The organism is Pseudonocardia yuanmonensis, from assembly GCF_039542425.1.
Taxonomy (GTDB): Bacteria; Actinomycetota; Actinomycetes; order Mycobacteriales; family Pseudonocardiaceae; genus Pseudonocardia; species Pseudonocardia yuanmonensis.
In genome coordinates, this window is record NZ_BAABIC010000005.1 from 18,678 (window position 1) to 41,271 (window position 22,594).

Here is a 22,594-nt window from a genome sequence, read left to right on the forward strand (position 1 = left end):
ATCACGGTCTTCACGGATGCTCCCCTTCGAGCACGGTTCGGGCGGGGCTCAGACGGACCGGTCGCGGTCCGCCCAGTACGGGGCGCGCAGGTCGCGCTTGAGGATCTTCCCGGTGGGCGCCTTGGGCAGGGCGTCGACGAACTCGACGGACCGGGGCTTCTGGTACGAGGCCAGGTGCGCCTTCGCGGTCTCGATGATGTCGGCCTCGGTGGCCGTGGTCTCCGGCTTGAGCACGACGAACGCCTTGACGGCCTCGCCCCACTCGTCGTCCGGGACCCCGATCACGGCGCACTCGAGCACGGACGGGTGCTGGTTGACGGCCTCCTCGACCTGGATCGAGTAGATGTTCTCGCCGCCCGAGATGATCATGTCCTTCGCGCGGTCGACGATGAAGACGTACGAGTCCGCGTCCCAGGTCGCCACGTCGCCGGTCCACATCCAGCCGTCCTGCAGCGTCGCCGCGGTGAGGTCCGGCCGGCCCCAGTAGCCCAGCATGTTCGCCTCGGACCGCACCACGATCTGCCCGGCGGTCCTCCCGTCCTTCGGCACCTCGACGCCGTCCGGGTCGACCACGCGCACGGTGGTCACGAACCCCTCGCGACCGCAGGACATCAGGCGTTCGGGATGGATCCCGCGCACCGCGTCGAGATGGTCCTCCTGGGAGAGGAAGCACATCGTGGTGCCCTCGGTCTGCCCGTAGCCCTGGATCAGCGTGCACGGGAAGTGGTCCAGCGCGGCCTTGACGACGCTCGACGGCATGGGTCCGCCCCCGTACTGGATGTTGCGCAGGGAGGAGAGGTCGTAGGAGGAGAAGCCGGGCACGGCCATCATCCAGTTCAGCATCGTGGTGATGCCGAGGAAGGCCGAGACCTTCTCCTCCTGGATCAGCTCCAGCGCGGTGCGGGCCTCGAAGTTCATCAGCACCAGCGGGCAGCCGTGGCGCATGTAGTTCATCGAGAGCACCACCGGGATGTGGTACATCTGCCCGGTCAGCATGTAGACGTCCGTCGGGACGATCCGCTCCGCGACGGTCTGGTTGAGCATTCCGAACGCGGCGCTGGTGTGGCTGTGCAGCGCGCCCTTCGACTCCCCGGTGGTGCCGCCGGTGTAGAGGATGAAGAAGGGGTCCGCGTCGCCGACGGACGCCGAGCGCTCCGGCTCGTCCGTGCTGCTCCGCGCCAGCAGGTCCTCGTAGCTGCCGTCGCCGCCCCGGCCGTACTGCAGCCAGTGCGGCACGTCGACCGCGGCCTGCAGCTGCTTCGCGGTGTCGAGCCACTCGTCCGAGGTGACGATCGCCCTCGGCGCCCCGTCCGTGACGATCCTCGTGAGCTCGGGGACGCCGAGCCTCCAGTTGAGCGGCTGCGCGACCAGCCCGGCGCGCCCGGCGGCGTAGTACAGCTCCTGGTACTCGATCGAGTTCTTCGCGAGGATCGCGACCCGGTCGCCCTTCGCCAGGCCCAGGTGGTCGGTGAACCCGTTCGCCAGCCGGCGCACCCGCTCGTCGAGCGTGCGCCAGTCCGTCCGGCGCCCGTTCGGCGCGTCGACGATCGCGTCCCGGGTGGGGGTGAGCGCCGCCCACTTCTCCGGGATCCGCCCGATGTTGACCATCAGTAGGGCAGGTCGAGGTAGATGTGCCGGGAGGCGATCAGCCAGGCGTCGCCCTGCTTGACCAGCTCGTCCCGGTACCAGCCGCTGGAGAGCACGCGCAGTGCGCCGTTCTCGATCGACAGCAGCGTGAGGTTGGAGGTCGTCGACGCGCTGTCCGCGGTCTCCTTGACGATCACCAGGTTCGAGATGTTGTGCCGGCGCTGGTCGGTCTGCCCCTGCAGCGAGTCGGCGTGGAGCTTGCGGATGGCCTCGCGGCCGTCGAACGGGCCGATCGTGTCGCCGTCGCGGCCGATCTGCATGGTCATCGTCGCGTTCTCGGTGAACTGCGCCGCGATGAGGTCGACGTCGTTCTCGTCGTAGCCCCAGGCCGCGCGGCCCAGGGTGTTCTCGATCTCCGCACGAGCGGTCATGGGGGCCTCCGGCAACGCTGGTCATTCATCGTCTAACGGCCGTTTGGTAGCGATGAGGCTAGCACCAGCCCGGAGTGGCCCACAACACTCCGGTGCGCCCGGCGAACGGCGCTCAGCGCACCCAGTCGTAGCTGCGGGCCACCGCGCGGGCCCAGTTCTCGCGCTCGCGCTCGCGCACTCGCGCGTCCATGTCCGGCTCCCACATCGCGGCCCGGTGCCAGTTGGCGCGCAGCACCTCCAGGTCCGGCCAGTGCCCGACCGCGAGCCCGGCGACGTACGCGGCCCCGAGCGAGACCGCCTCGGAGCCGAGCGGGCGCTCCACCGGCACGTCCAGCACGTCGGCGACGTACTGCATGAGCAGGTGGTCGGCCGTCATGCCGCCGTCGGCCTTGAGCCGGGTGACCGGGATGCCGGACTCGGCGTTCATCGCGTCGACGACCTCGCGGGTCTGCCACGCGGTGGCCTCCAGCACCGCCCTGGCCAGGTGTCCGCGGGTGATGTAGCTGGTCAGGCCGACGATGACGCCGCGGGCGTTGGCCTGCCAGTGCGGGGCGTAGAGCCCGGAGAAGGCGGGCACGACGTAGCAGCCGCCGTTGTCCGGCACCGTCATCGCGAGCGTCTCGATCTGCGCCGCCGTGCCGATCATGCCGAGCGAGTCCCGGAACCACTGCACCAGCGAGCCGGTGACGGCGATCGAGCCCTCCAGTGCGTAGACCGGCCGCTCCCCGATCAGGTAGCCGACCGTCGGGATCAGCCCCTGCGCCGAGCCGCCGATCCGCGCGCCGGTGTTCTTGAGCAGGAACGCGCCGGTGCCGTAGGTGCACTTGACCTCGCCGGGCGCGAAGCAGGTCTGCCCGACGAGCGCGGCCTGCTGGTCCCCCAGCGCGCCGGCCACCGGCACCCCGGGCAGCACCTCCGAGCACACCCCGTAGACCTCGGCGTTCGACCGGATCTCCGGCAGCATCCGCTCCGGGACCTGCAGGGCGTCGAGGAGCTTCGGCGACCACTCCAGGGTGCGCAGGTCCATGAGCATCGTCCGGCTCGCGTTTGTCACGTCCGTGACGTGCACGCCCCCCGCCGGTCCGCCGGTGAGCCGCCAGATCAGCCAGCTCTCCATCGTGCCGAACAGGACGTCGCCCGCCTCGGCGCCCGCGCGGGCGCCCGGGACGTGCTCGAGCAGCCAGCGCAGCCGCGGCCCGGCGAAGTAGGTCGCGGGGCCGAACCCGCTGGTCGCCGCGTAGAGCGGGCCGAGGCCCTCCTCGACCAGCCGGGCGACGATCGGGCCGGTGCGGGTGTCCTGCCAGGTGATCGCGCGGGCCAGCGGCGCGCCGGTGTGCCGGTTCCAGATCACCGTGGTCTCGCGCTGGTTGGCGATCCCGAGCGCCACGATGTTCTCGGGCTCCAGCCCGGCCCGGCGCAGCGCCTCCGGCACCACCCGGGCGACGTTGCGCCAGATCTCCTCGGCGTCGTGCTCCACCCGCCCCGGCTCGGGGTAGTGCTGGCGGTGCTCGCGCTGGGCCACGGCGAGCATCCGGCCGGAGCGGGAGAACAGCAGGCAGCGCGTCGAGGTGGTGCCCTGGTCGATGGCCGCGACCACCCGCTCGCGCGCCGGGGAGGCCCGCTGCTCGGCGGCGCTCACCGGGGCGTCACCAGGGACGCGGAGATCTCGCGGCCGGCGTGCTGCAGCTGCTCGGCGAGGTGCCGGCGCGGCTCGCCGCCCCCGCCGAACAGCTCCTCGACGGGCCCGGCGATGCCGAGCGCGGCGACGGTGAGCCCGCCGCCCGAGCGCAGCGGCACGGCCGCCCCGCCGAACCCCGTCTCGAACTCACCCACGTCCGTCGCCAGGCCGCGGACCCGGGCCGCGGAGAGATGGGCCTCGAGCATCGCGACGGTGCTCGCCGTGCGGCCGGTGTAGCGGCGCAGCTCCAGCTCGCGGGCCGGCGGGGTCGCCACCGGTGCGAACGCGAGCAGGCACTTGCCCCAGGCCGTGGCGTGCAACGGCTGCTCGGTGTTGGTGCGCAGGGTCTGCGGCGAGCCGTCCGGACGGAAGACGTGGTGCACCAGGCTCGCCATCGTGCCCACCGGCACGGCCAGGTACACCGCGCAGCCGGTGCCGCCGGCCAACGCGTCGGCCCAGTTCATCGCGCGTGCCCGCAGGTCGTGGCGGTCCCACCCGCCGCCGAGCCGGCGCAGCCCGGCGCCGGGACGGTAGAGCGCGGTGGTCCGGTCCTGGTCGACGAGGCCCTCGTCCCGCAGGGTCCGGACGAGGCCGTGGACGGTGGGGCGCGGCAGGTCGAGCGCCGCGGCCAGCTCGGCGAGGGCGAGCGGCCGGCCCGCGCCGCCCAGCAGGCGCAGGATCGCGGCGGCGCGCTCGACGGACTGGATCGCTCCCGGCACGGGTGAGAGCCTACGGGGTGGTGTGACGGGGTCGACAGGATCAGTTCGACATTGTCGAACGTCAGCCGTTGTCGCGCCGCGCACGCATTCCTAGCGTCTGTCCCGTTCGGCCCCCGCTCGGCGCGTGACGCCCGGGCGGGGGCCGTCACGACCGGAAGGAGAGAGTTCGATGCGGAACTCCTATCTCGGCGAACTGAGCGCCGAGTTCGCCGGGACGATGATCCTGCTCCTGTTCGGCTGCGGCGTGGTGGCGCAGGTCGTCACCGCACCGGCGAACAGCCCCCTGGGTGATCACGACTCGATCGCCTGGGCCTGGGGCATCGGCGTCACCCTCGGCGTCTACACGGCCGCCCGGATCTCCGGGGCCCACATCAACCCGGCCGTCACCATCGCCCTGGCCGCCTACCAGGGCTTCCCGTGGCGCAAGGTCCTGCCCTACGTGCTGGCCCAGACCCTCGGCGCGTTCGTGGCGGCGCTGATCGTCCGCGTGGCCTACGCCGATCTGATCAACCGGGCCGATCCCAACCACACCTTCGCGACCCAGATCGTCTTCTCGACGCTGCCGGGCAACGGCGGCGGCGGGGTCTCGATCCCCACCGCGTTCCTCGACCAGGTGATCGGCACCGCGATCCTGGTGTTCGTCGTCTTCGCCCTGGTCAACGCGCGCAACAACCCGCCGCTCGCCAACCTGGGCCCGGTCGTCATCGGCCTGCTGGTCGTCGCGATCGGCATGGCGTGGGGCGCCAACGCGGGCTACGCCATCAACCCGGCCCGTGACTTCGGCCCGCGGCTCGCGTCCTTCATCACCGGGTACTCGACGGCCTGGGTCGATCCGAACGGCACACCGTACTGGTGGTTGCCGATCGTCGCGCCGATCGTCGGCGGGCTGGTCGGCGGCGCGTTCTTCAAGGTCCTGATCGAGCGCTACCTCACGGCCGACGAAGGCCCCCAGCCGGTCGGGCGCGAGCCGATCGAGGCCCCGGGCCGCGAGGCCTGACCCCCGCCGAGCTCTCACCGAGGAGAAGAAGATGCCCGAGTACGTCGGCGCCGTCGACCAGGGGACGACGAGCACCCGGTTCATGATCTTTGACCACGGCGGCAACGAGGTGGGCCGCCACCAGCTCGAGCACGAGCAGATCCTGCCCGAGGCGGGCTGGGTCGAGCACAACCCGGTGGAGATCTGGGAGCGCACCTCCTCGGTCATCCAGACCGGTCTCAACAAGACCGGACTGTCCGCGAAGGACCTCGCTGCGCTGGGCATCACCAACCAGCGCGAGACCACCGTGGTGTGGGACAAGAACACCGGCCGGCCGCTGTACAACGCGATCGTCTGGCAGGACACCCGCACCGACCGCATCGCCTCCCGGCTGGAGCGCGAAGGCCACGGGGACACGATCCGCCGCAAGGCGGGCCTGCCGCCGGCCACCTACTTCTCCGGCGGCAAGATCCAGTGGATCCTGGAGAACGTCGACGGCGTCCGGGAGGTCGCCGAGCGCGGCGACGCGCTGTTCGGCAACACCGACAGCTGGCTGGTCTGGAACCTCACCGGCGGCCCGAACGGCGGGGTGCACGTCACGGACGTGACCAACGCCAGCCGGACCATGCTGATGGACCTCGAGACCCTCGACTGGGACGACGAGCTGCTCGCCCTGTTCGGGATCCCGCGCTCGATGCTGCCGAGGATCTGCTCCTCGAGCTCGCCCGAGCCCTACGGGAAGACGCTGGCGAACGGCCCGCTCGGCGGCGAGGTGCCGATCACCGGCATCCTCGGCGACCAGCAGGCGGCCATGGTCGGGCAGGTCTGCCTGGCGCCCGGCGAGGCCAAGAACACCTACGGCACCGGCAACTTCATGCTGCTCAACACCGGTACCGAGCTCGTCCGGTCGGACTCGGGCCTGCTGACCACGGTCTGCTACCGGTTCGGCGACGAGCCGGCGGTCTACGCCCTGGAGGGCTCGATCGCGGTCACCGGCTCCGCCGTGCAGTGGCTGCGCGACCAGCTGGGCATCATCTCCGGCGCCGCGCAGTCCGAGTCGCTGGCCCGCCAGGTCGACGACAACGGCGGGGTGTACTTCGTGCCGGCCTTCTCCGGCCTGTTCGCCCCGTACTGGCGCTCCGACGCCCGCGGCGCGATCGTCGGGCTGTCGCGCTACAACACGAACGCCCACCTGGCCCGGGCCACGCTCGAGGCCATCTGCTACCAGAGCAAGGACGTCGCCGACGCGATGGCGAAGGACTCCGGGGTCCACCTGGACATCCTCAAGGTCGACGGCGGTGTCACCGCCAACGAGCTCTGCATGCAGATCCAGGCGGACGTCCTGGGCGTCCGGGTCTCCCGGCCCGTCGTCGCCGAGACCACCGCGCTCGGGGCGGCCTACGCCGCGGGTCTGGCCGTCGGCTTCTGGAAGAACACCGACGAGCTCCGCGAGAACTGGAACGAGTCCACGCACTGGGACCCGCAGTGGTCCGACGAGCAGCGTGAGACCGGCTACGCACAGTGGAAGAAGGCGGTGCAGCGGACGTTGGACTGGGTAGAGGTCGACTAGGCACACGGCATCGACCTCCCGCTGGGAAAGGAAGACCTGATCATGAGATCCGTCGCGCTCTCCCCCTCCGCCCGCACGCGGGCGCTGGAGGACATGGCCCGGGAGGAGCTCGACGTTCTCGTCGTCGGCGGCGGCGTCGTGGGCAGCGGGGCTGCCCTCGACGCCGCCACGCGCGGCCTGCGCGTGGGCCTCGTCGAGGCCCGTGACTTCGCCGCCGGGACGTCGAGCCGCAGCTCGAAGCTCATCCACGGCGGTTTGCGCTACCTGGAGATGCTGGACTTCCGGCTCGTCGCCGAGGCCCTCCAGGAGCGGGGGCTGCTGATCCAGAAGCTCGCGCCGCACCTGGTCCACCCGGTGCCGTTCATCTACCCGCTCCAGCACCACGTGTGGGAGCGGCTGTACGCCGGCACCGGCGTGGCGCTCTACGACACCCTCGGCCTGCTCTCCGGGCAGTCCCGTGGCGTGCCGCACCACCGCCACCTCACCCGCCGCGGCGCGCGCAGGATCGTGCCGTCGCTGCGGAAGGACGCCCTGGTCGGCGCCCTGCAGTACTACGACGCCCAGGTCGACGACGCCCGCCACACCATGTTCGTCGCCCGGACCGCGGCGGCCTACGGCGCCCGCGTGGCCAACCGGGCCCGCGTGGTGGGGCTGCTCAAGGAGTCGGGCCGGATCATCGGCGCGGAGGTCCACGACCTCGAGACCGGCGAGCTGATCAAGGTCCGGGCCAAGCAGGTCATCAACGCCACCGGTGTGTGGACCGACGAGACCCAGGGCCTGGCGGGCGAGCGCGGCCGGTTCCACGTCCGCGCCTCCAAGGGCATCCACCTGGTGGTGCCACGGGACCGGATCCGCTCGGACTCCGGGCTGATCCTGCGCACCGAGACGTCGGTGCTGTTCGTGATCCCGTGGGGCAGGCACTGGATCATCGGCACCACCGACACCGACTGGGACCTCGACAGGGCCCACCCCGCCGCGTCCAAGGCCGACATCGACTACCTGCTCGAGCACGTCAACTCCGTGCTGGAGCAGCAGCTCACCCACGAGGACGTCGAGGGCGTCTACGCGGGGCTGCGGCCGCTGCTGGCCGGAGAGTCGGACACGACGTCGAAGCTCTCGCGCGAGCACGCCGTCGCCACCCCGGTGCCGGGGCTGGTGGTCGTCGCCGGCGGGAAGTACACGACCTACCGGGTGATGGCCAAGGACGCCGTCGACGCCGCCGTGCACGGGCTCGACGCCAAGGTGCCCGAGTCCGTCACCAAGGACGTGCCGCTGCTCGGCGCCGAGGGCTACGAGGCGCTCAGGAACTCGGTGCACGTCATCGCCGAGCGGTCGGGGCTGCACCCCGCCCGCATCGAGAACCTGCTCGGCCGGTACGGCTCGCTGATCGACGAGGTGCTCGACCTGGTCGCCGAGGACAAGACCCTCGGCGAGCCGCTGGCCGGGGCGCCGGACCACATCCGCGCCGAGATCGTCTACGCGGCGAGCCACGAGGGCGCCCGCCACCTCGACGACGTCCTCACCCGCCGGACGAGGACCTCGATCGAGACCTTCGACCGCGGCCTGGGCGCCGCGCAGGAGGCCGCGGACCTGATGGCCCCGGTGCTGGGCTGGACCGAGGAGCAGAAGGCCAAGGAGGTCGAGCACTATCGCGGGCGGGTCGCCGCCGAGCGGGAGAGCCAGACCATGCCGGACGACGCCACCGCCGATTCCGCCCGGATGGGTGCGCCGGACGTGGTGCCCGTCAGCTGATCGGTTCCGTCCCCGGCGAACGGCGCTCTCGCTCACACCTACTGAGCGAGAGCGCCGTTCGTGTGTTCCGGGTGACCGCTGGATGACCGGAGATCGCGGTACGGTGCCCGCCCGACCTGCTGCCCGACGCGTGGAGGCGACCGTGACAGAGCGAGCGACGGAATCCGTGGCAGGCACCCTCTCGCGCGAACGCGCGGACCTGCTGGAGTCGCTGCGCCGGCACCGCGGTTTCCTGCGGCAGACCGTCGCCGGCGTGACCGAGGAGCAGGCCCGCACCCGCAGCACCGTCAGCGAGCTGACCCTCGCGTCGCTGATCAAGCACGTCGCCGACACCGAGCAGGGCTGGATCGACTTCGCGCTCGGCAAGCCCGGCGCGATGGGCGGCGACGTGGAGTTCGACGAGGCGGCGATGCGGGCCGCGATGGAGTCCGGAGACTTCGTCGACACCCGGTTCCAGCTCACGGACGCCGACACCCTGCCCGCCCTGCTCGAGCAGTACGACCGGGTCGCCGCCGCCACGGACGAGGTGGTGGCCACCGCGGACCTGGACGCCACGCGGCCGCTGCCCAGCGCGCCCTGGTTCGAGCCCGGCGCGGCGTACTCGGTGCGCCGCGTGATCCTCCACGTGATCGCCGAGACCTCGCAGCACGCGGGCCACGCCGACATCATCCGCGAGGCGATCGACGGCGCGAAGACCATGGGCTGAGCGTGGCCGTCGACGTCCTGACCCGGACGACCATCGCCCGCCCGGTCGCCGAGGTGGCCGCGTTCGCCGCCGACCCGGACACGGCCCCGCGCTGGTACGCGAACATCCGCTCGGTCGAGTGGCGCACTCCGCCACCGCTGGCGGAGGGGAGCGAGATCGCGTTCGTGGCCCGGTTCCTGGGCCGGACGCTGGCGTACACCTACGAGATCGTCGAGCACGTCCCGGGCGAGCGCCTGACCATGCGCACCGCACAGGGGCCGTTCCCGATGGAGACGACCTACACCTGGGCGCCGGCCGCGGACGGCGGCACCACGATGACGCTGCGCAACCGCGGCGAGCCGCACGGGTTCCGGGCGGTGGCCGCCCCGGTGATGGCCGCCGCCATGCGCCGGGCGAACGAGGCCGACCTCCGCCGCCTCAAGGAGATCCTGGAGGGCGGCTGACCGGGCCGGCAGTTCCCGGTGAACGGCGCGTTCGCTCACATCTAGTGAGCGAGAGTGCCGTTCGTCCGGTCCAGCAGGGCGGCGTCGGCGGTGCGGGTGAGGGTCTGGAGGGGACCGTCGAGGTCGCCGGCGACCGCCCCGGGGGTCAGCAGGACCGCGAGGTCGACGCCGGCCTCGTGCATCGCGGCGGCGCGGGCGGCCACCGCGGCCCCGTCGCCCACCGCGCACAGCCGGTGCACCAGCTCGTCCGGCACCAGGGCGAGCGCGCCGCGGCGGTCGCCGGAGCGCCACAGCGCGGTGGCCCGGGCGATCTCCGGGAACACCCCGGCGAAGGAGCCGGCGTGCGTCGGGACCATGGCGTACTGCAGGCACAGCCGGCGCATGCGCTCGGTCGCCTCGGCGACCCGGTCGCCCGCGTAGGCCCAGAAGGAGACCATCGCCCAGACGCTGCCGGGCTCGCGGCCGGCCTCCTTCTCGCCCTCGCGGACCAGGGCGAGCTTCTCCGCGATCTCGCCGACCGGGGACCAGGTGAGGAACACGCCGTCCGCCACCCGGCCGGCCAGCCGCAGCATCCCCGGGTTCATCGCCCCGACCACGATCGGCGGCGGCTCCGGCGGCAGGAGCGTGGCCCGGAAGCCCTGCGTGCGTGGGTGCTCGACGGCGACCCGCTCGCCCGCCCAGGCCGCCCGCAGCACCCGCACGTACCCCTCGATCGTGGCGAGCGGGCGGGCGTGGGCGCGGCCGTGCCAGTCCTCGGTGATCATGCGGCTGCTCGCGCCCAGCCCGGCGAGGATCCGGCCGGGGGCGGCGGACGCGAGCGTCGCGAAGCCCATCGCCGCGAGCGCCGGCGAGCGCGGGTAGACCGTCGCGATCCCCGACCCGAGCCGGATCCGTGACGTGCTCGCGGCCAGGATCCCGAGCATCGAGAAGACCTCGGGGCCGGTCACCTCGCCGACCCACGCCGAGTCGTACCCCGCCTCCTCCGCGGTGCGGACGAGCCGGAGGTACTCGGGGACGCCCAGCCCGTCGTCGACCGGCAGGGTGACCCCGAGCCTCACGGGAGCACCTGGCGCCGCACGTCCCGGGTGTCGTACCAGGTCGTGACCCTGACGATCCGCCCGTCGCGCAGGTCGAACACGTCGAGCGCGGAGAAGACGACCGGCCGGCCGTCGACCAGCTTCCCCTCGAAGTCGATCTCGGTGACGATCGCCTCGGGGGTCTCGATCCAGCGCGTCACCCGATCCTCGTGCTCGGCGTAGTTCGCCAGGACCGCCGGGAAGTGCGCGAGCGCCGCCTCCCGCCCGACGACGGGCTCCGCGCCGACCGTGCGGATCTCCACGTCCTCCGCGAACACGTGCCTCAGGTCCGCGAACGAGTCCGCGTTGATCGCCGCGAAGTAGGCCTCGACGACGGCTCTCACGAGCCCACCAGCTTCTTCAGCTCCGCCATCGCCTGGAAGGACCACCGGGCCAGCGAGGGGTCGCCGAACGCGGTGATGTTCCACATGACGAGGTGCTCCAGCCCCGCCTCGCGGTACTCGTGGAGCTCCTCGGCGACCTGCTCGGGGGTGCCGCAGAAGGCGTAGTGCCGCACCACCTCCGGCGGGATCGCGTCGATGATCCGCAGGGACTCCTCGCGCGGGATCGTCGTCGGGATGAAGTCGTGGAAGCCCGACCCCGCGTCCAGCGGCGGCTCGACGCCGAGGTCCCGGAACACCTGGCTCGGCAGGAGGACGCAGAGCGCGCGCACCAGCGGGGCCTCGGTGAGCCGGCGGACGGTCTCCTGGTCCGGGCCCATGAGGATGTACCCGAGCATGCCCGGGGTGATCCCCCCCGGGTCGCGGTCGGCGTCCTGTGCGGCCTGCTGGATGGTGGTGAGCGCCTTGCCGTAGTCCGGCGCCGTCATCTTGGTGGGCAGCCAGCCGTCCGCCTTGGTGCCCGTCAGCGACAGCATCCGCGGACCGTGCGCGGCGGTCCAGATCTCCGGCGGGGTGTCGCCGTAGGGCTGCAGCCCCAGCACCGCCTTCTCCAGGGTGTGGAATCTCCCCCGGTAGTCGACGGGCCCGTCGGCCTCCCAGAGCAGTCGCATCACGTCGATGCCCTCGGAGAGCTTCGCGACGGGCTTGTCGAAGTTCATCCCGTACGGCGTGACGTTGAGCTTCTCCCCCGAGCCCAGCCCGATGATCGCGCGGCCCCTGGTCACGTGGTCCAGGGTCAGCGCCGTCGCCGCGGCCATGGCCGGGTTCCGCCGGATCAGGTCGGTGACGACCACGCCCACCTTGATCCGCTGCGTCTGCGACCCGACCACGCCCATCATGATCATCGGGTCGAAGTAGGTGTGCGGGTTGGCCTGCACCGTCGCCAGCGGCGTCAGGTCCGGGGTCCACATGGTGTCCGCGTGCCAGCCCATGAGGTGGTCCGGCCACCACACGGCGTCGTAACCGTCGGCCTCGCTGCGCTGCGCGAACCTCACCGCGGCGTCGGCCGGCGGCATGATCTGCCCGGGGACGCCCAGCTGCAACCTGTTCACGACTCCCTCCTGGACAACCTCAGTACCTCCACCCGTCGCCGAAGGTCGGGATGCGGCCCCCGAGGTAGTCCTCGACGCAGGTCAGGGCCGCGCGGGCGGCGCGGTCCGTGCCGATGCCGCGGCTGCGGAAGGTCTCGGAGGCGAACCACAGCCCCTCGACGTTCGGGGCCCGCCAGTGCGGCCGGTACTTCCCGACCAGCCCGGGCATCTGGATCACCCCGAAGCTCGGCTCGAAGACCAGGTGCCGGCGCCGCCAGATCGGCTTCGCGAAGCCCGGCCACATGGTCTCGACGTCCCGCTCGAACGCCTCCATCGTGCTCCGGCACCACTCCCGGTCCCGCCCCCTCGCGCCCGGGATGATCGCGCCCATCACGTGCAGGTGCGTGCCCTCCGGGGAGCACGAGGGGTCCATGGCGGACTGGTCGAACATGAAGCCCGAGCACTCGGTCGACGGCGTGGCGGTCCAGGTGGCGAGCTCGCGCGGGTCGAACTGCGTGACCGGCTCCTCGGTCGCCAGGTAGAGCCCGAGCCAGGCGATCCGGAACTTGTCCTGGGCGAGGAACTCGATCTGGGAGGCGTACCACTCGGGCAGCGCGGACCGCGGGACCACGTCCAGGACGTTCCACACGGGCAGGGTGGAGATCACCGCGGGCGCCTCGAGGATCTCCTCCTCGAAGAACTCGTTGGGCAGCACCTTCGGCTCCCGCCCGACGGCGACGCCCTTCACGGACCCGTTCTCGATGACCACGCGCTCGACGGAGGTGCCGAGCCGCAGCTCCCCGCCGTTCTCGGTGATCGCGTCGGCCAGGTCGCGCCAGATCCCGTCCCAGCCCTGGCCGGGCCAGCAGGAGTAGGCGGCGGTGTTGCGCTCCTCGAAGTGCATCTTGCGCACGTAGAGGTTGTCGCTGGCGGAGTGGTCGTACCAGTTGTCGGTCATGCACTCCAGGACGGAGATGAACTCGAAGAGGTCCACCACGCCCTGGTCGTGCGTGTACTGGTGGATCCACTCGCGCAGCGACCGGTCGTCCCAGTCGTCGAGCTCCTCATACGGGGTGTTGACCAAGGCCTTGATCACCTTCTTGAGCTCGGTCCGGTCGGTGTAGCGGTCCCGGATCGAGCCCCAGCCCTTGCCGTTCTCCCAGATCGGCATGTCGTTGCTGACCTCGCCGTGGATCAGCTCCTTGCCGACGTGGGAGAACACCTTGGTGATGCCCGACCCGCCGTCCTCGATGAGGTGTCCGCCGAGGTTGACGGTGAACCCCTCGTCCGGCACGGCCATGGCCCGCCCGCCCAGGTGCGGGCTGCGGTCGAGCACGACGACCCGCTTGCCCTCCTTGGCCAGCAGCGCTCCCGCGGAGAGCCCGGCGGCCCCGGCCCCGATGACCACGACGTCGTAGCTCGGCATGACACCCTCTCTCTACCAACCGACCGTTTGACACGGTGTCACGGCGGGTCGGATCGCGCAAGCACCCGCGCGCGAGATGCGTTGCCCCGACACCACTCACCGCGCACGGATCCGGGCCGTTCCCGAGACTGCCCGGGCGCCACCCACCACGTCCAGCCACACCTCGCAGTCGACGAGGTCCCCGTCCACCGCCGTGACCCGCGCGCCCGGCACGACCCGGTCGCCGGCGAGCACGTTGCCGTGGAACCGGAAGCGGGAGGAGACGACCCGCCCGAACTCCTCGAGCAGGGTGTGGACGTAGCCCAGGTTCAGCGGCCCCTGGTTCACCACCCGCGGACCCAGACCCAGCTCGTCGGTGACCGCCGGGTCGAGATGGATCATGTTCGGGTCCCGCAGCAGCGCCGCGGTGACCTTCATCGGCTCCGGGCGCACCTCGACCGTCCGCCCGGGCAGGACGTCCCCCACCTTCACGCCGGCCTCCCCGTCGCCCGACGCGGGAACACGTACGTCGGCCGGACGGTGACGTGCACCCGCCCGTCCGGCCCGGTCAGCTCGATCCGCACGGTGACCAGGTCGAACACGCCGGTGCGTGCGCCGGTCTTCCGGCGCGCGGACTCGACCACGCACGTCACGGCGTAGTCGACGTCCAGCCGCAGCGGCTCCGCGAAGTCCACCGCCCACTCGCCGAGCATCGGGCCGTCGGCGGAGGAGGCGCCGAAGCGGGCGAAGACCTCCTCGAGGCTCAGCCCCACGCCGCCCTGCGCGGCGACGAACGCGAAGGTGGGGTGTGCGAGACCCGGCTCGCCCGGCGGGGCACCCAGGGCGTCCCGGAGCAGCCAGTCCGCGTAGTACTCGACCCGGGCGGTCCCGCCGGGCATGCTGTGACCGACGGTGCCCGCGAGCTCCTCCTCGGAGATCACGGGAGCAGCCTACCTACTGGCCGGTTGACAGTCAGTCGTGTCGACGCCTCCCAGGCGCCCTTGCTACCGTCCACTGTCAAACGATCGTTAGACAGATCGGAAGGGCCGCCGACGATGCCGGACACCACCGTTCCCGACCTGCTCGAGCGGCGCGCGGTGGACGCGCCGGACCAGGGCGTCGTCTTCCCCGACGGTCGCGAGACCTACCCGGAGCTGGCCCGGTCGACGCGCCGGCTCTCGGCCGCGCTGTGGGCGCTCGGCGTCCGCCCCGGGGACCCGGTGGGACTGCTGCTGCACGGCTGCCTCGACAGCTACCGGCTCTGGCTCGCCGCGGCCCGGATCGGCGCGGTGACGGTGCCGCTCAACACCCGGCTCAAGCCGCGCGAGCTCGGCTACATGATCGAGAACGCGGACCTGCGGCTGCTGCTGACGACCGCGGAGTTCGCCCCGGTGCTGCACGAGGCGCTGCCGGGGCTGGCGACGGGCACCCCGGGACGGCTCGCGCTCGAGGCGGCACCGCTGCTCCGCGCCGTCGTCGCGCTGGACGGACCGGCGCCCGGGTTCCTCACGGGGCTCGACGAGAGCGCGGACCCGGCCGGGGCCGACGAGGCCCGGGCCGCGCTGCGGGCGTCGGACCCGATCCTGATGCTCTACACCTCCGGCACCACCTCGCGCCCGCGCGGATGCGTGCACGACCACGCGTCGCTCGTCGCGGAGGGCGGGGCGGTCGCGGAGCGGCTCGGCCTGCGGCCGGACGACCGGTTCTGGGCCCCGCTGCCGATGTTCCACTGCGGCGGGTTCGACGTCGCGATCGCCGCACTGGCCGGACGCTGCGGCATGGTGCACGTCGGCACGTTCGAGGCCGGGCGGGCGCTGCGCCAGCTCGAGGAGGAACGCTGCACCATCGGCTTCCCCGCCTTCGAGACGATCTGGGTGCCGGTCCTGGAGCACCCGCGCTTCCCCGAGGCCGACCTCTCCGCGCTGCGACTGGTGATCAACGTCGGCGCGCCCGAGCGGATGCGGGCCATGCAGGCCCGGCTGCCGCAGGCGGTGCAGACCTCCTGCATGGGCATGACCGAGTCGTTCGGGTTCTGCTGCATGGGCTCCCCCGACGATCCCGCCGAGGTCCGGGCGACCACGAGCGGCGTCCCGCTGCGGCACATGGAGGCGAAGGTCGTCGACCCGGAGACCGGGGAGCCCGTCCCGCCGGGCGTGCCGGGCGAGTTCCGGTTCCGCGGCGCGTCGCGGATGGTCCGCTACCACCGCGACCCCGAGACCACGGCCGCCCGGATCGACGCCGACGGCTGGTTCGCCTCCGGGGACCTCGTCGTCGCCGACGAGGCCGGCCGGCTGCGGTTCGTGTCGCGGCTGAAGGACATGCTCAAGGTCGGCGGGGAGAACGTCGCCGCGGCGGAGGTGGAGGGCTTCCTCTGCGAGCACCCGGCCGTCGGGCTGGTGCAGGTGGTCGGCGCGCCGGACGCCCGCTACGGTGAGGTCCCGGCCGCGTTCGTGCAGCTCCGCCCGGGAGCCACCGCCACCGAGGAGGAGCTGATCGCCTTCTGCCTCGGCCGGATCGCGACCTTCAAGGTGCCGCGGCACGTGCGGTTCGTCGACGAGTTCCCGATGTCCGGCACCAAGGTGCAGAAGTTCCGGCTCAAGGAGCGGCTGGCGGACGAGCTGAAGGCCGCGGGCATCACCGAAGCGCCGGTCCTGAGCTCCCGCGCGGCCTCCTGAGCCGGGCCGGGACCTGCACGAACCACACTCTCGCTCACCAGGTATGAGCGAGAGCGCCGTTCGCTCAGGTGGTGCGGATGCGGGGGGCCTCGGTGATGCCGCGGTGCTTCAGCTCGTCGGCGATCCGCTCCCGCAGCAGGTACTTCTTGATCTTCGTGCCGGACATCGGCCACTCCCCCGGCGCGACCCAGCGGACGTAGCGCGGCACGCGGTAGGTCGCGATCCGCCCCACGCAGAAGTCGATCAGCTCCTGCTCCGTGACCGTCGCGCCCGGCTTGAGCTGCACGAAGGCCGCCGGCACCTCCACGTAATGGGCGTCGGGCGCCGCCACCACCGCGACCAGGTCCACCGCCGGGTGCCCCAGCAGGTACCCCTCGACCTCGGCGGCCGCCACGTTCTCGCCGCCGACCTTGAGCATGTCCTTCAGCCGGGAGCGGAAGGTGAGCCGGCCGTCCGCGTCGGCGACGACGAGGTCCCCGGTGTGGAACCACCCCGCGGCGTCGATCACCTCGGCCGTCCGCCCCGGGTCGCGGAAGTAGCCGTCGAAGGCCGTGGGGCCGCGGAAGAGCAGCTCACCCGGGGTGTCCGGCGGCAGGTCGACGCCGGTCTCCGGGTCGACCACACGGACCTCCATCCCCGGCATCGGGTGCCCGCCGGTGGTCACGCGCTTCTCCAGCGGGTCGTCCGGCCGGTTGAGCGAGAGGAAGGCCGACGACTCGGTCATGGCCACGCACGACACGTGCACCGCACCGGGCAGCCGGGAGGCCATGTCCCGCAGCCGCTCCGGCACACCGACCGCCATCACCAGGCGGATCCCGGCGAGGTCGAAGTCCGCGAAGTCCGGCCGGTTCAGCACGGGCATCCAGATCGTCTCGAACGCGGCCAGGGCCACCGTGACCCGCTCGGTGGTGAGCAGGTCGAGGGTGGTCGCCGGGTCGAAGTAGCCGGGATGGACGAACGCGGCGCGGGCGGCCAGGCAACTGAGCAGGAAGGTGATGCCGCCGCCGTGGAAGAGCGGGATGGCCGTCCACACCCGGTCCGCCGGGGTGAGCGCCATCCGCTCGCCGATGCCGTCGGCCAGCCGGGTGAGGGCCTCGTGGCTGAGCATCGCGCCCTTCGGCGCGGCCGTCGTCCCCGACGTGTAGACGATCACCGCGGTGTCCCGGACCCGGACGCCGGCCTGGCGGGCCCACACCTGCTCGTCCGGTGCGGCCGTGCGGTCGGCCGCCGCCGGCGAGTCGGGGTCGTCGAGCACGAGCAGGTGCTCGAGCTCGGGTGCGCCCTCCGCCGTCGCCTCGCGGACGAGCGGGACGGAGGCCGCGTCCGTGACCAGCGCCCGCATCCCGGAGTGCACCACGATCTGGCGCAGCTCCACGGCCTTGAACCGGGCGTTCACCGGCACGGTGACCGCCCCGATCTTCGCCGCCCCGATCATCGCGGCGACCAGGTCGACGGAGGCCGGCAGCAGCGTCCCGACCCGGTCGCCGCGGCCGACGCCGAGCCCGAGCAGCCGGCGCGCGTACCGCTGCGCCCGCTCCGCGAGCCCGGCGAAGGTGGCCCGGCCGTCCGGGAGGACCAGGGCCTCGTCCGCCGGATGCTCCGCCGCGCGCCGGTCGACGAGGTCGCCCAGGGTCGTCGGGGCGATCCAGCGGCGGGTCATCAGCGGTCGAACTCCACGATCCCGCGCACGATCGTGCCGGCGTGCATGTCCTCGTAGCCCTGGGCCACCTGGTCGAGCGAGTACCGCTTGGTGATCATCTCGTCGAGCTTGAGCCGGCCGCTCGTGTACATCTGGGTCAGCCACGGGATGCTGGTGAACGGGCTGGCCGCGCCGAACAGCGCACCGACGATCTTCTTCTGCGCCATGGTCAGCTCGAGCAGGTTGATCGGCACCTGGGACAGCTCCGCCTTGCCCGCCCCCGTGACCACGACCGTGCCCGCCTTGCGCACGGCGGCGACGGCCTGGCCGACGTGGTCCGCCGTCGTCACGCCGACGGTCACGATCACCGAGTCCGGCCCCTGCCCGTTCGTGAAGTGGCCCGCCAGCTCGGTGGCCTCCTCCATCGTCTCGGCCGTGTGGGTGGCACCGAACTCCATGGCGCTCTCGCGCTTGAACGCGACCGGGTCCACCGCGATCACGTTCGTCGCCCCGGCGTGCGCCGCGCCCTGCACCGCGCTGGTGCCGATGCCGCCGATCCCCATCACGACGACGGTCTGCCCGGCCTGCACCTGGGCGGCGTTGACCGCCGAACCCCAGCCCGTCCCGACGCCGCAGCCCAGCAGGCACAGCGGGACGAGCGGGACCTCCTTCGGCACCTTGACCGCGGAGTTGACGCTCACGGTGGTGAACTCGCTGAAGGTCGAGATGCCGCACATCTGCCCGACGGGCTGCCCGTCGAGCGTCATGCGGAAGCTGGTGGGGTCCTCGAAGCGGGAGCCGATCAGCATGTTCGCGCCGAGGTCGCAGAGGTTCTGCATGCCCGCGGCGCACCAGCGGCAGCGCCCGCAGGAGGGCACGAAGGTGAACACGACGTGGTCGCCGACCTCGAACCCGGCCGTCTCCGGGCCGACCTCGGTCACCACGCCGGAGCCCTCGTGGCCCCCGCAGAGCGGGTAGGTGCCGGCGGGGATGTCCCCGGTCGCCATGTGGTCGTCCGAGTGGCACAGGCCCGAGGCGGCGAGCTTCACGGTGATCTCGCCGCTGCGCGGCCCTTCGAGGTCGAGGTCCGCGGGCTCGAACTTGCCGGGGGCGCTGCGCAGGATCGAGGCGTGCGTCTTCACGGTGGTGCCCTCCTGGGGGGACCGGGCCACGACCGCCGTGACCCGGGTCACCATGGCTACCAAACGCCCGGTAGTTACACAAGGCCGGGGTTGACGAACGTTCGCCAGGCCTGTCGGATGGTGATGTGAGTGCATCAATGACGAGCCCCACGGTCGACGGCGCCGCGCGCGACGCGGTCGCCCAGGCCGTGGTGGGCCGGGACCGCGAGCTGACCCTGGTGCTGGCCGCGGTGGCCGCGGGCCGGGACATCCTGCTCGAGGGTCCACCGGGGACCTCGAAGTCCACGATGCTGCGCGCCATCACCGAGCACTGGGACGTGCCGTTCGTGCTGGTGGAGGGCAATGCCGAGCTCACCCCCGCGCGGCTCGTCGGGCACCACAACCCCGCCCGGGTGCTCCAGGAGGACTACTCCGCGGAGAACTTCGTGCCCGGCCCGCTGGTCGAGGCCATGCAGCGCGGTGGGTTCCTCTACATCGAGGAGCTCAACCGCGCGCCGGAGGACACGCTCAACGTGCTACTCGGCGCGATGGCCGAGCGCGCGGTCACCGTGCCCCGCGTCGGCACCCTCTCCGCCGGCCCGACCTTCCGGGTGCTGGCCTCGATGAACCCGTTCGACAACGTCGGCACCGCGCGGATCTCCGACTCGGTCTACGACCGCTGGTGCCGCCTGGCCGTGGGCTACCAGTCCGCCGAGGAGGAGGGCGACATCGTCGCCCGCCGCACCGGCTGCGGCGACGATCAGGGCGACCGGGCCCTGATCGACGACGGCGTGGCCCTCACCCGGGCCACCCGCAGCCACCCGGAACTGCGCCGCGGCTCGTCGGTGCGCGGCGCGATCGACCTGGTCGCCATCGCGATGGAGCTGCAGCGCATCGACCCGTCCGCCGAGCACAGCCGGGTCGTGCTCGACGCCGCGCTGCTGGCCCTGTCCGCGCGAGTCGGGGTCGACGAGGCCTCCGACGCCACCCCGGAACGGGTCATCACCGAGATCTGGGAGAACCATTTTTTCTCCGCCCCCGGCGGGCAGCGCCGGGCCCGCACCGCCTGAACCTCGACAACGCCGTCGCGCTGCCCACCGCCGACTCCGGTGAGCGACGGAACCTGGCCCCGCTGCGCCGCAAGCCCAAGCGCCTCGACACCGCGCCCGAGCTGTTCTCCCAGGGCAAGGGCGCGCCCGTCGTCGCCGAGCTGAACCCGGACCGGTCCGGCGGGCAGGACGAGCTGCCCGCCGGCGGGCAGGGCGTGCTCGTGACCTCGCAGACCGCGCGGCAGCGCGAGCTCGGCGAGCTGCTCGAGGACACCCCGCCCGACCCGGTGGTCGCGTCCATGGCCCAGGCCATCGCCCGGCGGCTCTCGGTGCGCCGGCGCCCGCGGGACGCCCGGGCCGAGCGCGGCACGGGCGCGCTGGCCTCGGTGCCCTACGCCTACCGCTCCGACGACATCGACCTCGACAAGACCATCGAGATGCTCGCCGAGCGGCCCCGGCCCGAGGACACCGACATCATCGTCCGGGAGCGGATGAGCTCGCGGCGGGCCGCGGTGCTGATCGTCGACGTCTCCGGGTCGATGCGCGGGGAGAAGGTCCGCATCGCCGCGGCCACCGTCGCCGCCCTGTCCGCGGACCTGTCCGGGGCCTCCGACCAGCTCGCGCTCGTCGCGTTCTGGTCCGACGCCGCCGTCCTCAAGCCGCTCACCACCCCGGCCACGCCCTCGACACTGCTCGACCAGCTGCTGCGCATCCCGGCCCGCGGGCTCACCAACGTCGGCTTCGGGCTCTCGGTCGCCCACGCCGAGCTCGCCCGCTCGGCCGCCCGCAAGCGCACCGCCATCCTGCTCACCGACGCCGTGCACAACGCCGGTCCCGACCCCCGCGAGCTGGCCCGCCGCTTCCCCGAGCTGCACGTGCTGCTCGAGACCGACGGCGAGCACGACCTGCCGCTCGGCCGCGACCTCGCCCGCCTCGGCCACGGCACCCTGCACCCGGTGCACACGCACCGCGACGTCGCCCCCGCCCTGAACCGCATCCTCAACCGCTGAAGGAGAAGAACACCCGATGAGCCCCGTGATCGTCGTCGCCACCATCTCGCCCAAGCCCGGTGAGGAGGAGGCCGTCCGCGAGGCGCTCCTCGCCGCCATCCCGAAGGTCCACGAGGAGCCGGGCTGCGGGAAGTACGCCCTGCACGAGACCACCGACGACTCGACCGACCTCCTGTTCGTGGAGCGCTGGGAGTCGCCCGAGGCGCTCAAGACCCACGGCGCCGCACCGGCCCTCGCCGAGGCCGGGGCCGCGCTCAAGGGCCGGCTCGCCCGGCCGATCGACGTGAAGACCTTCACGCCGATCCCCGCCGGCACCACCGAGCAGGGCACCATCTGAATGTGACAGTCAGCAGCTCCCTGATCGGCCTCCCCGAGATCACCGCCGCCGCCGAGCGGATCGCCGGGCACGTCGTCCGGACGCCGACGGTCGGGAGTCCGGGGCTGTCGGCGCTGCTCGGGGTGCCGGTCACCGCCAAGCTGGAGCTGCTGCAGCGCACCGGGTCGTTCAAGGCGCGCGGGGCCACCGCGAAGCTGCTCTCGCTCACGCCCGAGGAGCGGGCCGCGGGTGTCGTCGCGGTGAGCGGCGGCAACCACGGCATCGCCGTGGCGGAGATGGCGGCCGCCCTCGGCATCGACGCGGCGGTCGTGATGCCGGAGTCGGCGTCGTCGCGCACCGTCGCGGCGTGCCGCGCCACCGGCTCGGACGTGCGGCTCACCCCGGACATCGCCGGGGCGTTCGCGCTGGCCGCGGAGCTGCAGGAGGCCGGCCGCACGATGGTGCACCCCTTCGACGACCCGGTCGTCGTCGCGGCGCAGGGCACCGTCGGCCTCGAGCTGGCCGACGACGCCGGTGAGCTCACGGACGTGCTGGTCAGCATCGGCGGCGGCGGATTGATCTCCGGGGTGGCCGCCGCGCTGCACGCCCGGCGGCCGGGCGTGCGGATCTGGGGCGTGGAGACGACCGGTGCCGAGGCCATGTCCGCGGCGGTCACCGCGGGCGGGCCCACGCCCGTCGCGCTCTCGTCGATCGTGACCTCGTTGAGCGCGCCGTCGGCCTCCCGGCTGACGTACGAGCACGTCACATCGCTGGTCACGGACGTCGTCGTGGTGCCCGACGCCGAGGCGGTGCGCGGGACGCTCGACCTCGCCGCGCACGCCAAGCTGTGGACGGAGCCCGCCGCGGGGTGCCTGGTCCCGGCCGCGCGCCGGATCCTGGACCGGGTGGGGCCGGGCGCCCGGCTCGGCCTGGTGGTGTGCGGCGGCAACGCCACGTTCGCGGACGTCGTGGCGTGGGCCGAGCGGTTCGGCGTCCGGGACTGACCGCT

General features: G+C 72.6%; 22 protein-coding genes. 10 read left to right on the plus strand and 12 right to left on the minus strand.

All coding sequences use genetic code 11. The features are described 5' to 3' along the window. Positions 1–48 precede the first annotated feature (48 nt). From ABD990_RS08535 to ABD990_RS08550, 4 genes are all read right to left on the minus strand, one after another. On the minus strand, positions 49–1,608 hold the full coding sequence (locus tag ABD990_RS08535) for a class I adenylate-forming enzyme family protein (RefSeq protein ID WP_345379587.1): 1,560 nt from the start codon (positions 1,606–1,608) through the stop codon (positions 49–51). Continuing rightward, positions 1,608–2,018 (minus strand): nuclear transport factor 2 family protein, encoded by a 411-nt coding sequence (locus tag ABD990_RS08540; RefSeq protein WP_345379588.1) that lies wholly within the window; start codon positions 2,016–2,018, stop codon positions 1,608–1,610. The genes ABD990_RS08535 and ABD990_RS08540 overlap by 1 nt, the downstream gene beginning before the upstream one ends. 112 nt (positions 2,019–2,130) lie before the next feature. Next, positions 2,131–3,657 (minus strand): glycerol kinase GlpK, encoded by a 1,527-nt coding sequence (gene glpK, locus ABD990_RS08545; protein WP_345379589.1) that lies wholly within the window; start codon positions 3,655–3,657, stop codon positions 2,131–2,133. After that, on the minus strand, positions 3,654–4,415 hold the full coding sequence (locus tag ABD990_RS08550) for an IclR family transcriptional regulator (RefSeq protein ID WP_345379591.1): 762 nt from the start codon (positions 4,413–4,415) through the stop codon (positions 3,654–3,656). The genes glpK (ABD990_RS08545) and ABD990_RS08550 overlap by 4 nt, the downstream gene beginning before the upstream one ends. Positions 4,416–4,584: 169 nt before the next feature. Between ABD990_RS08550 and ABD990_RS08555 the strand changes: the two genes are divergently transcribed. The 5 genes from ABD990_RS08555 (at position 4,585) to ABD990_RS08575 (ending at position 9,862) form a co-directional block, all read left to right on the plus strand. After that, complete coding sequence (locus ABD990_RS08555) at positions 4,585–5,412, plus strand: MIP/aquaporin family protein (RefSeq protein WP_345379593.1); 828 nt, start codon at positions 4,585–4,587, stop codon at positions 5,410–5,412. A gap of 31 nt (positions 5,413–5,443) precedes the next feature. Beyond that, positions 5,444–6,961 carry a glycerol kinase GlpK gene (glpK, locus tag ABD990_RS08560; protein ID WP_345379595.1) on the plus strand — a complete coding sequence of 506 codons (1,518 nt, stop codon included), beginning with the start codon at positions 5,444–5,446 and terminating at the stop codon, positions 6,959–6,961. 42 nt (positions 6,962–7,003) lie between these two features. Continuing rightward, positions 7,004–8,713: a glycerol-3-phosphate dehydrogenase/oxidase gene (locus ABD990_RS08565; protein WP_345379596.1), complete on the plus strand. Its 1,710-nt coding sequence runs from the start codon at positions 7,004–7,006 to the stop codon at positions 8,711–8,713. Positions 8,714–8,879: 166 nt separating this feature from the next. Then, on the plus strand, positions 8,880–9,419 hold the full coding sequence (locus ABD990_RS08570; protein ID WP_345379597.1) for a DinB family protein: 540 nt from the start codon (positions 8,880–8,882) through the stop codon (positions 9,417–9,419). Positions 9,420–9,421: 2 nt separating this feature from the next. Next, positions 9,422–9,862, plus strand: a complete 441-nt coding sequence (locus tag ABD990_RS08575) for an SRPBCC family protein (RefSeq protein WP_345379599.1) — start codon at positions 9,422–9,424, stop codon at positions 9,860–9,862. Positions 9,863–9,903: 41 nt separating this feature from the next. Here ABD990_RS08575 and ABD990_RS08580 read toward each other — a convergent pair whose 3' ends face one another. The 6 genes from ABD990_RS08580 to ABD990_RS08605 all read right to left on the minus strand — a co-directional run bounded on the left by ABD990_RS08580 (position 9,904) and on the right by ABD990_RS08605 (position 14,716). Further along, positions 9,904–10,920 (minus strand): LLM class flavin-dependent oxidoreductase, encoded by a 1,017-nt coding sequence (locus ABD990_RS08580; protein ID WP_345379600.1) that lies wholly within the window; start codon positions 10,918–10,920, stop codon positions 9,904–9,906. Further along, positions 10,917–11,282 carry a nuclear transport factor 2 family protein gene (locus ABD990_RS08585; protein WP_345379601.1) on the minus strand — a complete coding sequence of 122 codons (366 nt, stop codon included), beginning with the start codon at positions 11,280–11,282 and terminating at the stop codon, positions 10,917–10,919. The genes ABD990_RS08580 and ABD990_RS08585 overlap by 4 nt, the downstream gene beginning before the upstream one ends. Next, positions 11,279–12,391 carry an LLM class flavin-dependent oxidoreductase gene (locus ABD990_RS08590; protein ID WP_345379602.1) on the minus strand — a complete coding sequence of 371 codons (1,113 nt, stop codon included), beginning with the start codon at positions 12,389–12,391 and terminating at the stop codon, positions 11,279–11,281. The genes ABD990_RS08585 and ABD990_RS08590 overlap by 4 nt, the downstream gene beginning before the upstream one ends. Positions 12,392–12,410: 19 nt before the next feature. Continuing rightward, positions 12,411–13,796 carry a phytoene desaturase family protein gene (locus tag ABD990_RS08595; protein ID WP_345379603.1) on the minus strand — a complete coding sequence of 462 codons (1,386 nt, stop codon included), beginning with the start codon at positions 13,794–13,796 and terminating at the stop codon, positions 12,411–12,413. Positions 13,797–13,892: 96 nt separating this feature from the next. Next, on the minus strand, positions 13,893–14,267 hold the full coding sequence (locus ABD990_RS08600) for a hotdog family protein (RefSeq protein WP_345379606.1): 375 nt from the start codon (positions 14,265–14,267) through the stop codon (positions 13,893–13,895). Further along, the gene (locus ABD990_RS08605; protein WP_345379607.1) at positions 14,264–14,716 is read right to left on the minus strand and encodes a hypothetical protein; all 453 of its coding nucleotides are present in this window, start codon (positions 14,714–14,716) and stop codon (positions 14,264–14,266) included. The genes ABD990_RS08600 and ABD990_RS08605 overlap by 4 nt, the downstream gene beginning before the upstream one ends. A 114-nt stretch (positions 14,717–14,830) precedes the next feature. Between ABD990_RS08605 and ABD990_RS08610 the strand changes: the two genes are divergently transcribed. Then, positions 14,831–16,450, plus strand: coding sequence for an AMP-binding protein (locus ABD990_RS08610; protein WP_345379608.1), 1,620 nt, complete (start codon positions 14,831–14,833; stop codon positions 16,448–16,450). Between the two features lie 64 nt (positions 16,451–16,514). On the opposite strand, the gene ABD990_RS08615 is transcribed toward ABD990_RS08610, so the two are convergent. Together ABD990_RS08615 and ABD990_RS08620 are read right to left on the minus strand one after the other, a co-directional pair. Next, positions 16,515–18,110 carry an AMP-binding protein gene (locus ABD990_RS08615; RefSeq protein WP_345379610.1) on the minus strand — a complete coding sequence of 532 codons (1,596 nt, stop codon included), beginning with the start codon at positions 18,108–18,110 and terminating at the stop codon, positions 16,515–16,517. After that, positions 18,110–19,282, minus strand: a complete 1,173-nt coding sequence (locus ABD990_RS08620) for an NDMA-dependent alcohol dehydrogenase (RefSeq protein ID WP_425569556.1) — start codon at positions 19,280–19,282, stop codon at positions 18,110–18,112. Before ABD990_RS08620 ends, ABD990_RS08615 begins: the two co-directional genes overlap by 1 nt. Before the next feature lie 86 nt (positions 19,283–19,368). On the opposite strand from ABD990_RS08620, the gene ABD990_RS08625 reads away from it, so the two are divergent. From ABD990_RS08625 to ABD990_RS08640, 4 genes are all read left to right on the plus strand, one after another. Further along, positions 19,369–20,280, plus strand: coding sequence for an AAA family ATPase (locus ABD990_RS08625; protein ID WP_345379612.1), 912 nt, complete (start codon positions 19,369–19,371; stop codon positions 20,278–20,280). Positions 20,281–20,480: 200 nt separating this feature from the next. Next, positions 20,481–21,269: a vWA domain-containing protein gene (locus ABD990_RS08630; protein ID WP_345379614.1), complete on the plus strand. Its 789-nt coding sequence runs from the start codon at positions 20,481–20,483 to the stop codon at positions 21,267–21,269. Between the two features lie 16 nt (positions 21,270–21,285). Beyond that, on the plus strand, positions 21,286–21,606 hold the full coding sequence (locus tag ABD990_RS08635; protein WP_345379615.1) for a putative quinol monooxygenase: 321 nt from the start codon (positions 21,286–21,288) through the stop codon (positions 21,604–21,606). A 2-nt stretch (positions 21,607–21,608) separates the two neighbouring features. Further along, positions 21,609–22,589 (plus strand): threonine ammonia-lyase, encoded by a 981-nt coding sequence (locus tag ABD990_RS08640; RefSeq protein ID WP_345379617.1) that lies wholly within the window; start codon positions 21,609–21,611, stop codon positions 22,587–22,589. Positions 22,590–22,594: the final 5 nt, after the last annotated feature.

Excerpts from the sequence above, each read along its gene's own strand:
- ABD990_RS08535 (WP_345379587.1), bottom strand. The coding sequence starts at position 1,608 with ATGGTCAACATCGGGCGGATCCCGGAGAAGTGGGCGGCGCTCACCCCC.
- ABD990_RS08540 (WP_345379588.1), bottom strand. The coding sequence starts at position 2,018 with ATGACCGCTCGTGCGGAGATCGAGAACACCCTGGGCCGCGCGGCCTGG.
- ABD990_RS08555 (WP_345379593.1), top strand. The coding sequence starts at position 4,585 with ATGCGGAACTCCTATCTCGGCGAACTGAGCGCCGAGTTCGCCGGGACG.
- glpK (WP_345379595.1), top strand. The coding sequence starts at position 5,444 with ATGCCCGAGTACGTCGGCGCCGTCGACCAGGGGACGACGAGCACCCGG.
- ABD990_RS08565 (WP_345379596.1), top strand. The coding sequence starts at position 7,004 with ATGAGATCCGTCGCGCTCTCCCCCTCCGCCCGCACGCGGGCGCTGGAG.
- ABD990_RS08595 (WP_345379603.1), bottom strand. The coding sequence starts at position 13,796 with ATGCCGAGCTACGACGTCGTGGTCATCGGGGCCGGGGCCGCCGGGCTC.
- ABD990_RS08610 (WP_345379608.1), top strand. The coding sequence starts at position 14,831 with ATGCCGGACACCACCGTTCCCGACCTGCTCGAGCGGCGCGCGGTGGAC.
- ABD990_RS08615 (WP_345379610.1), bottom strand. The coding sequence starts at position 18,110 with ATGACCCGCCGCTGGATCGCCCCGACGACCCTGGGCGACCTCGTCGAC.
- ABD990_RS08625 (WP_345379612.1), top strand. The coding sequence starts at position 19,369 with ATGACGAGCCCCACGGTCGACGGCGCCGCGCGCGACGCGGTCGCCCAG.
- ABD990_RS08635 (WP_345379615.1), top strand. The coding sequence starts at position 21,286 with ATGAGCCCCGTGATCGTCGTCGCCACCATCTCGCCCAAGCCCGGTGAG.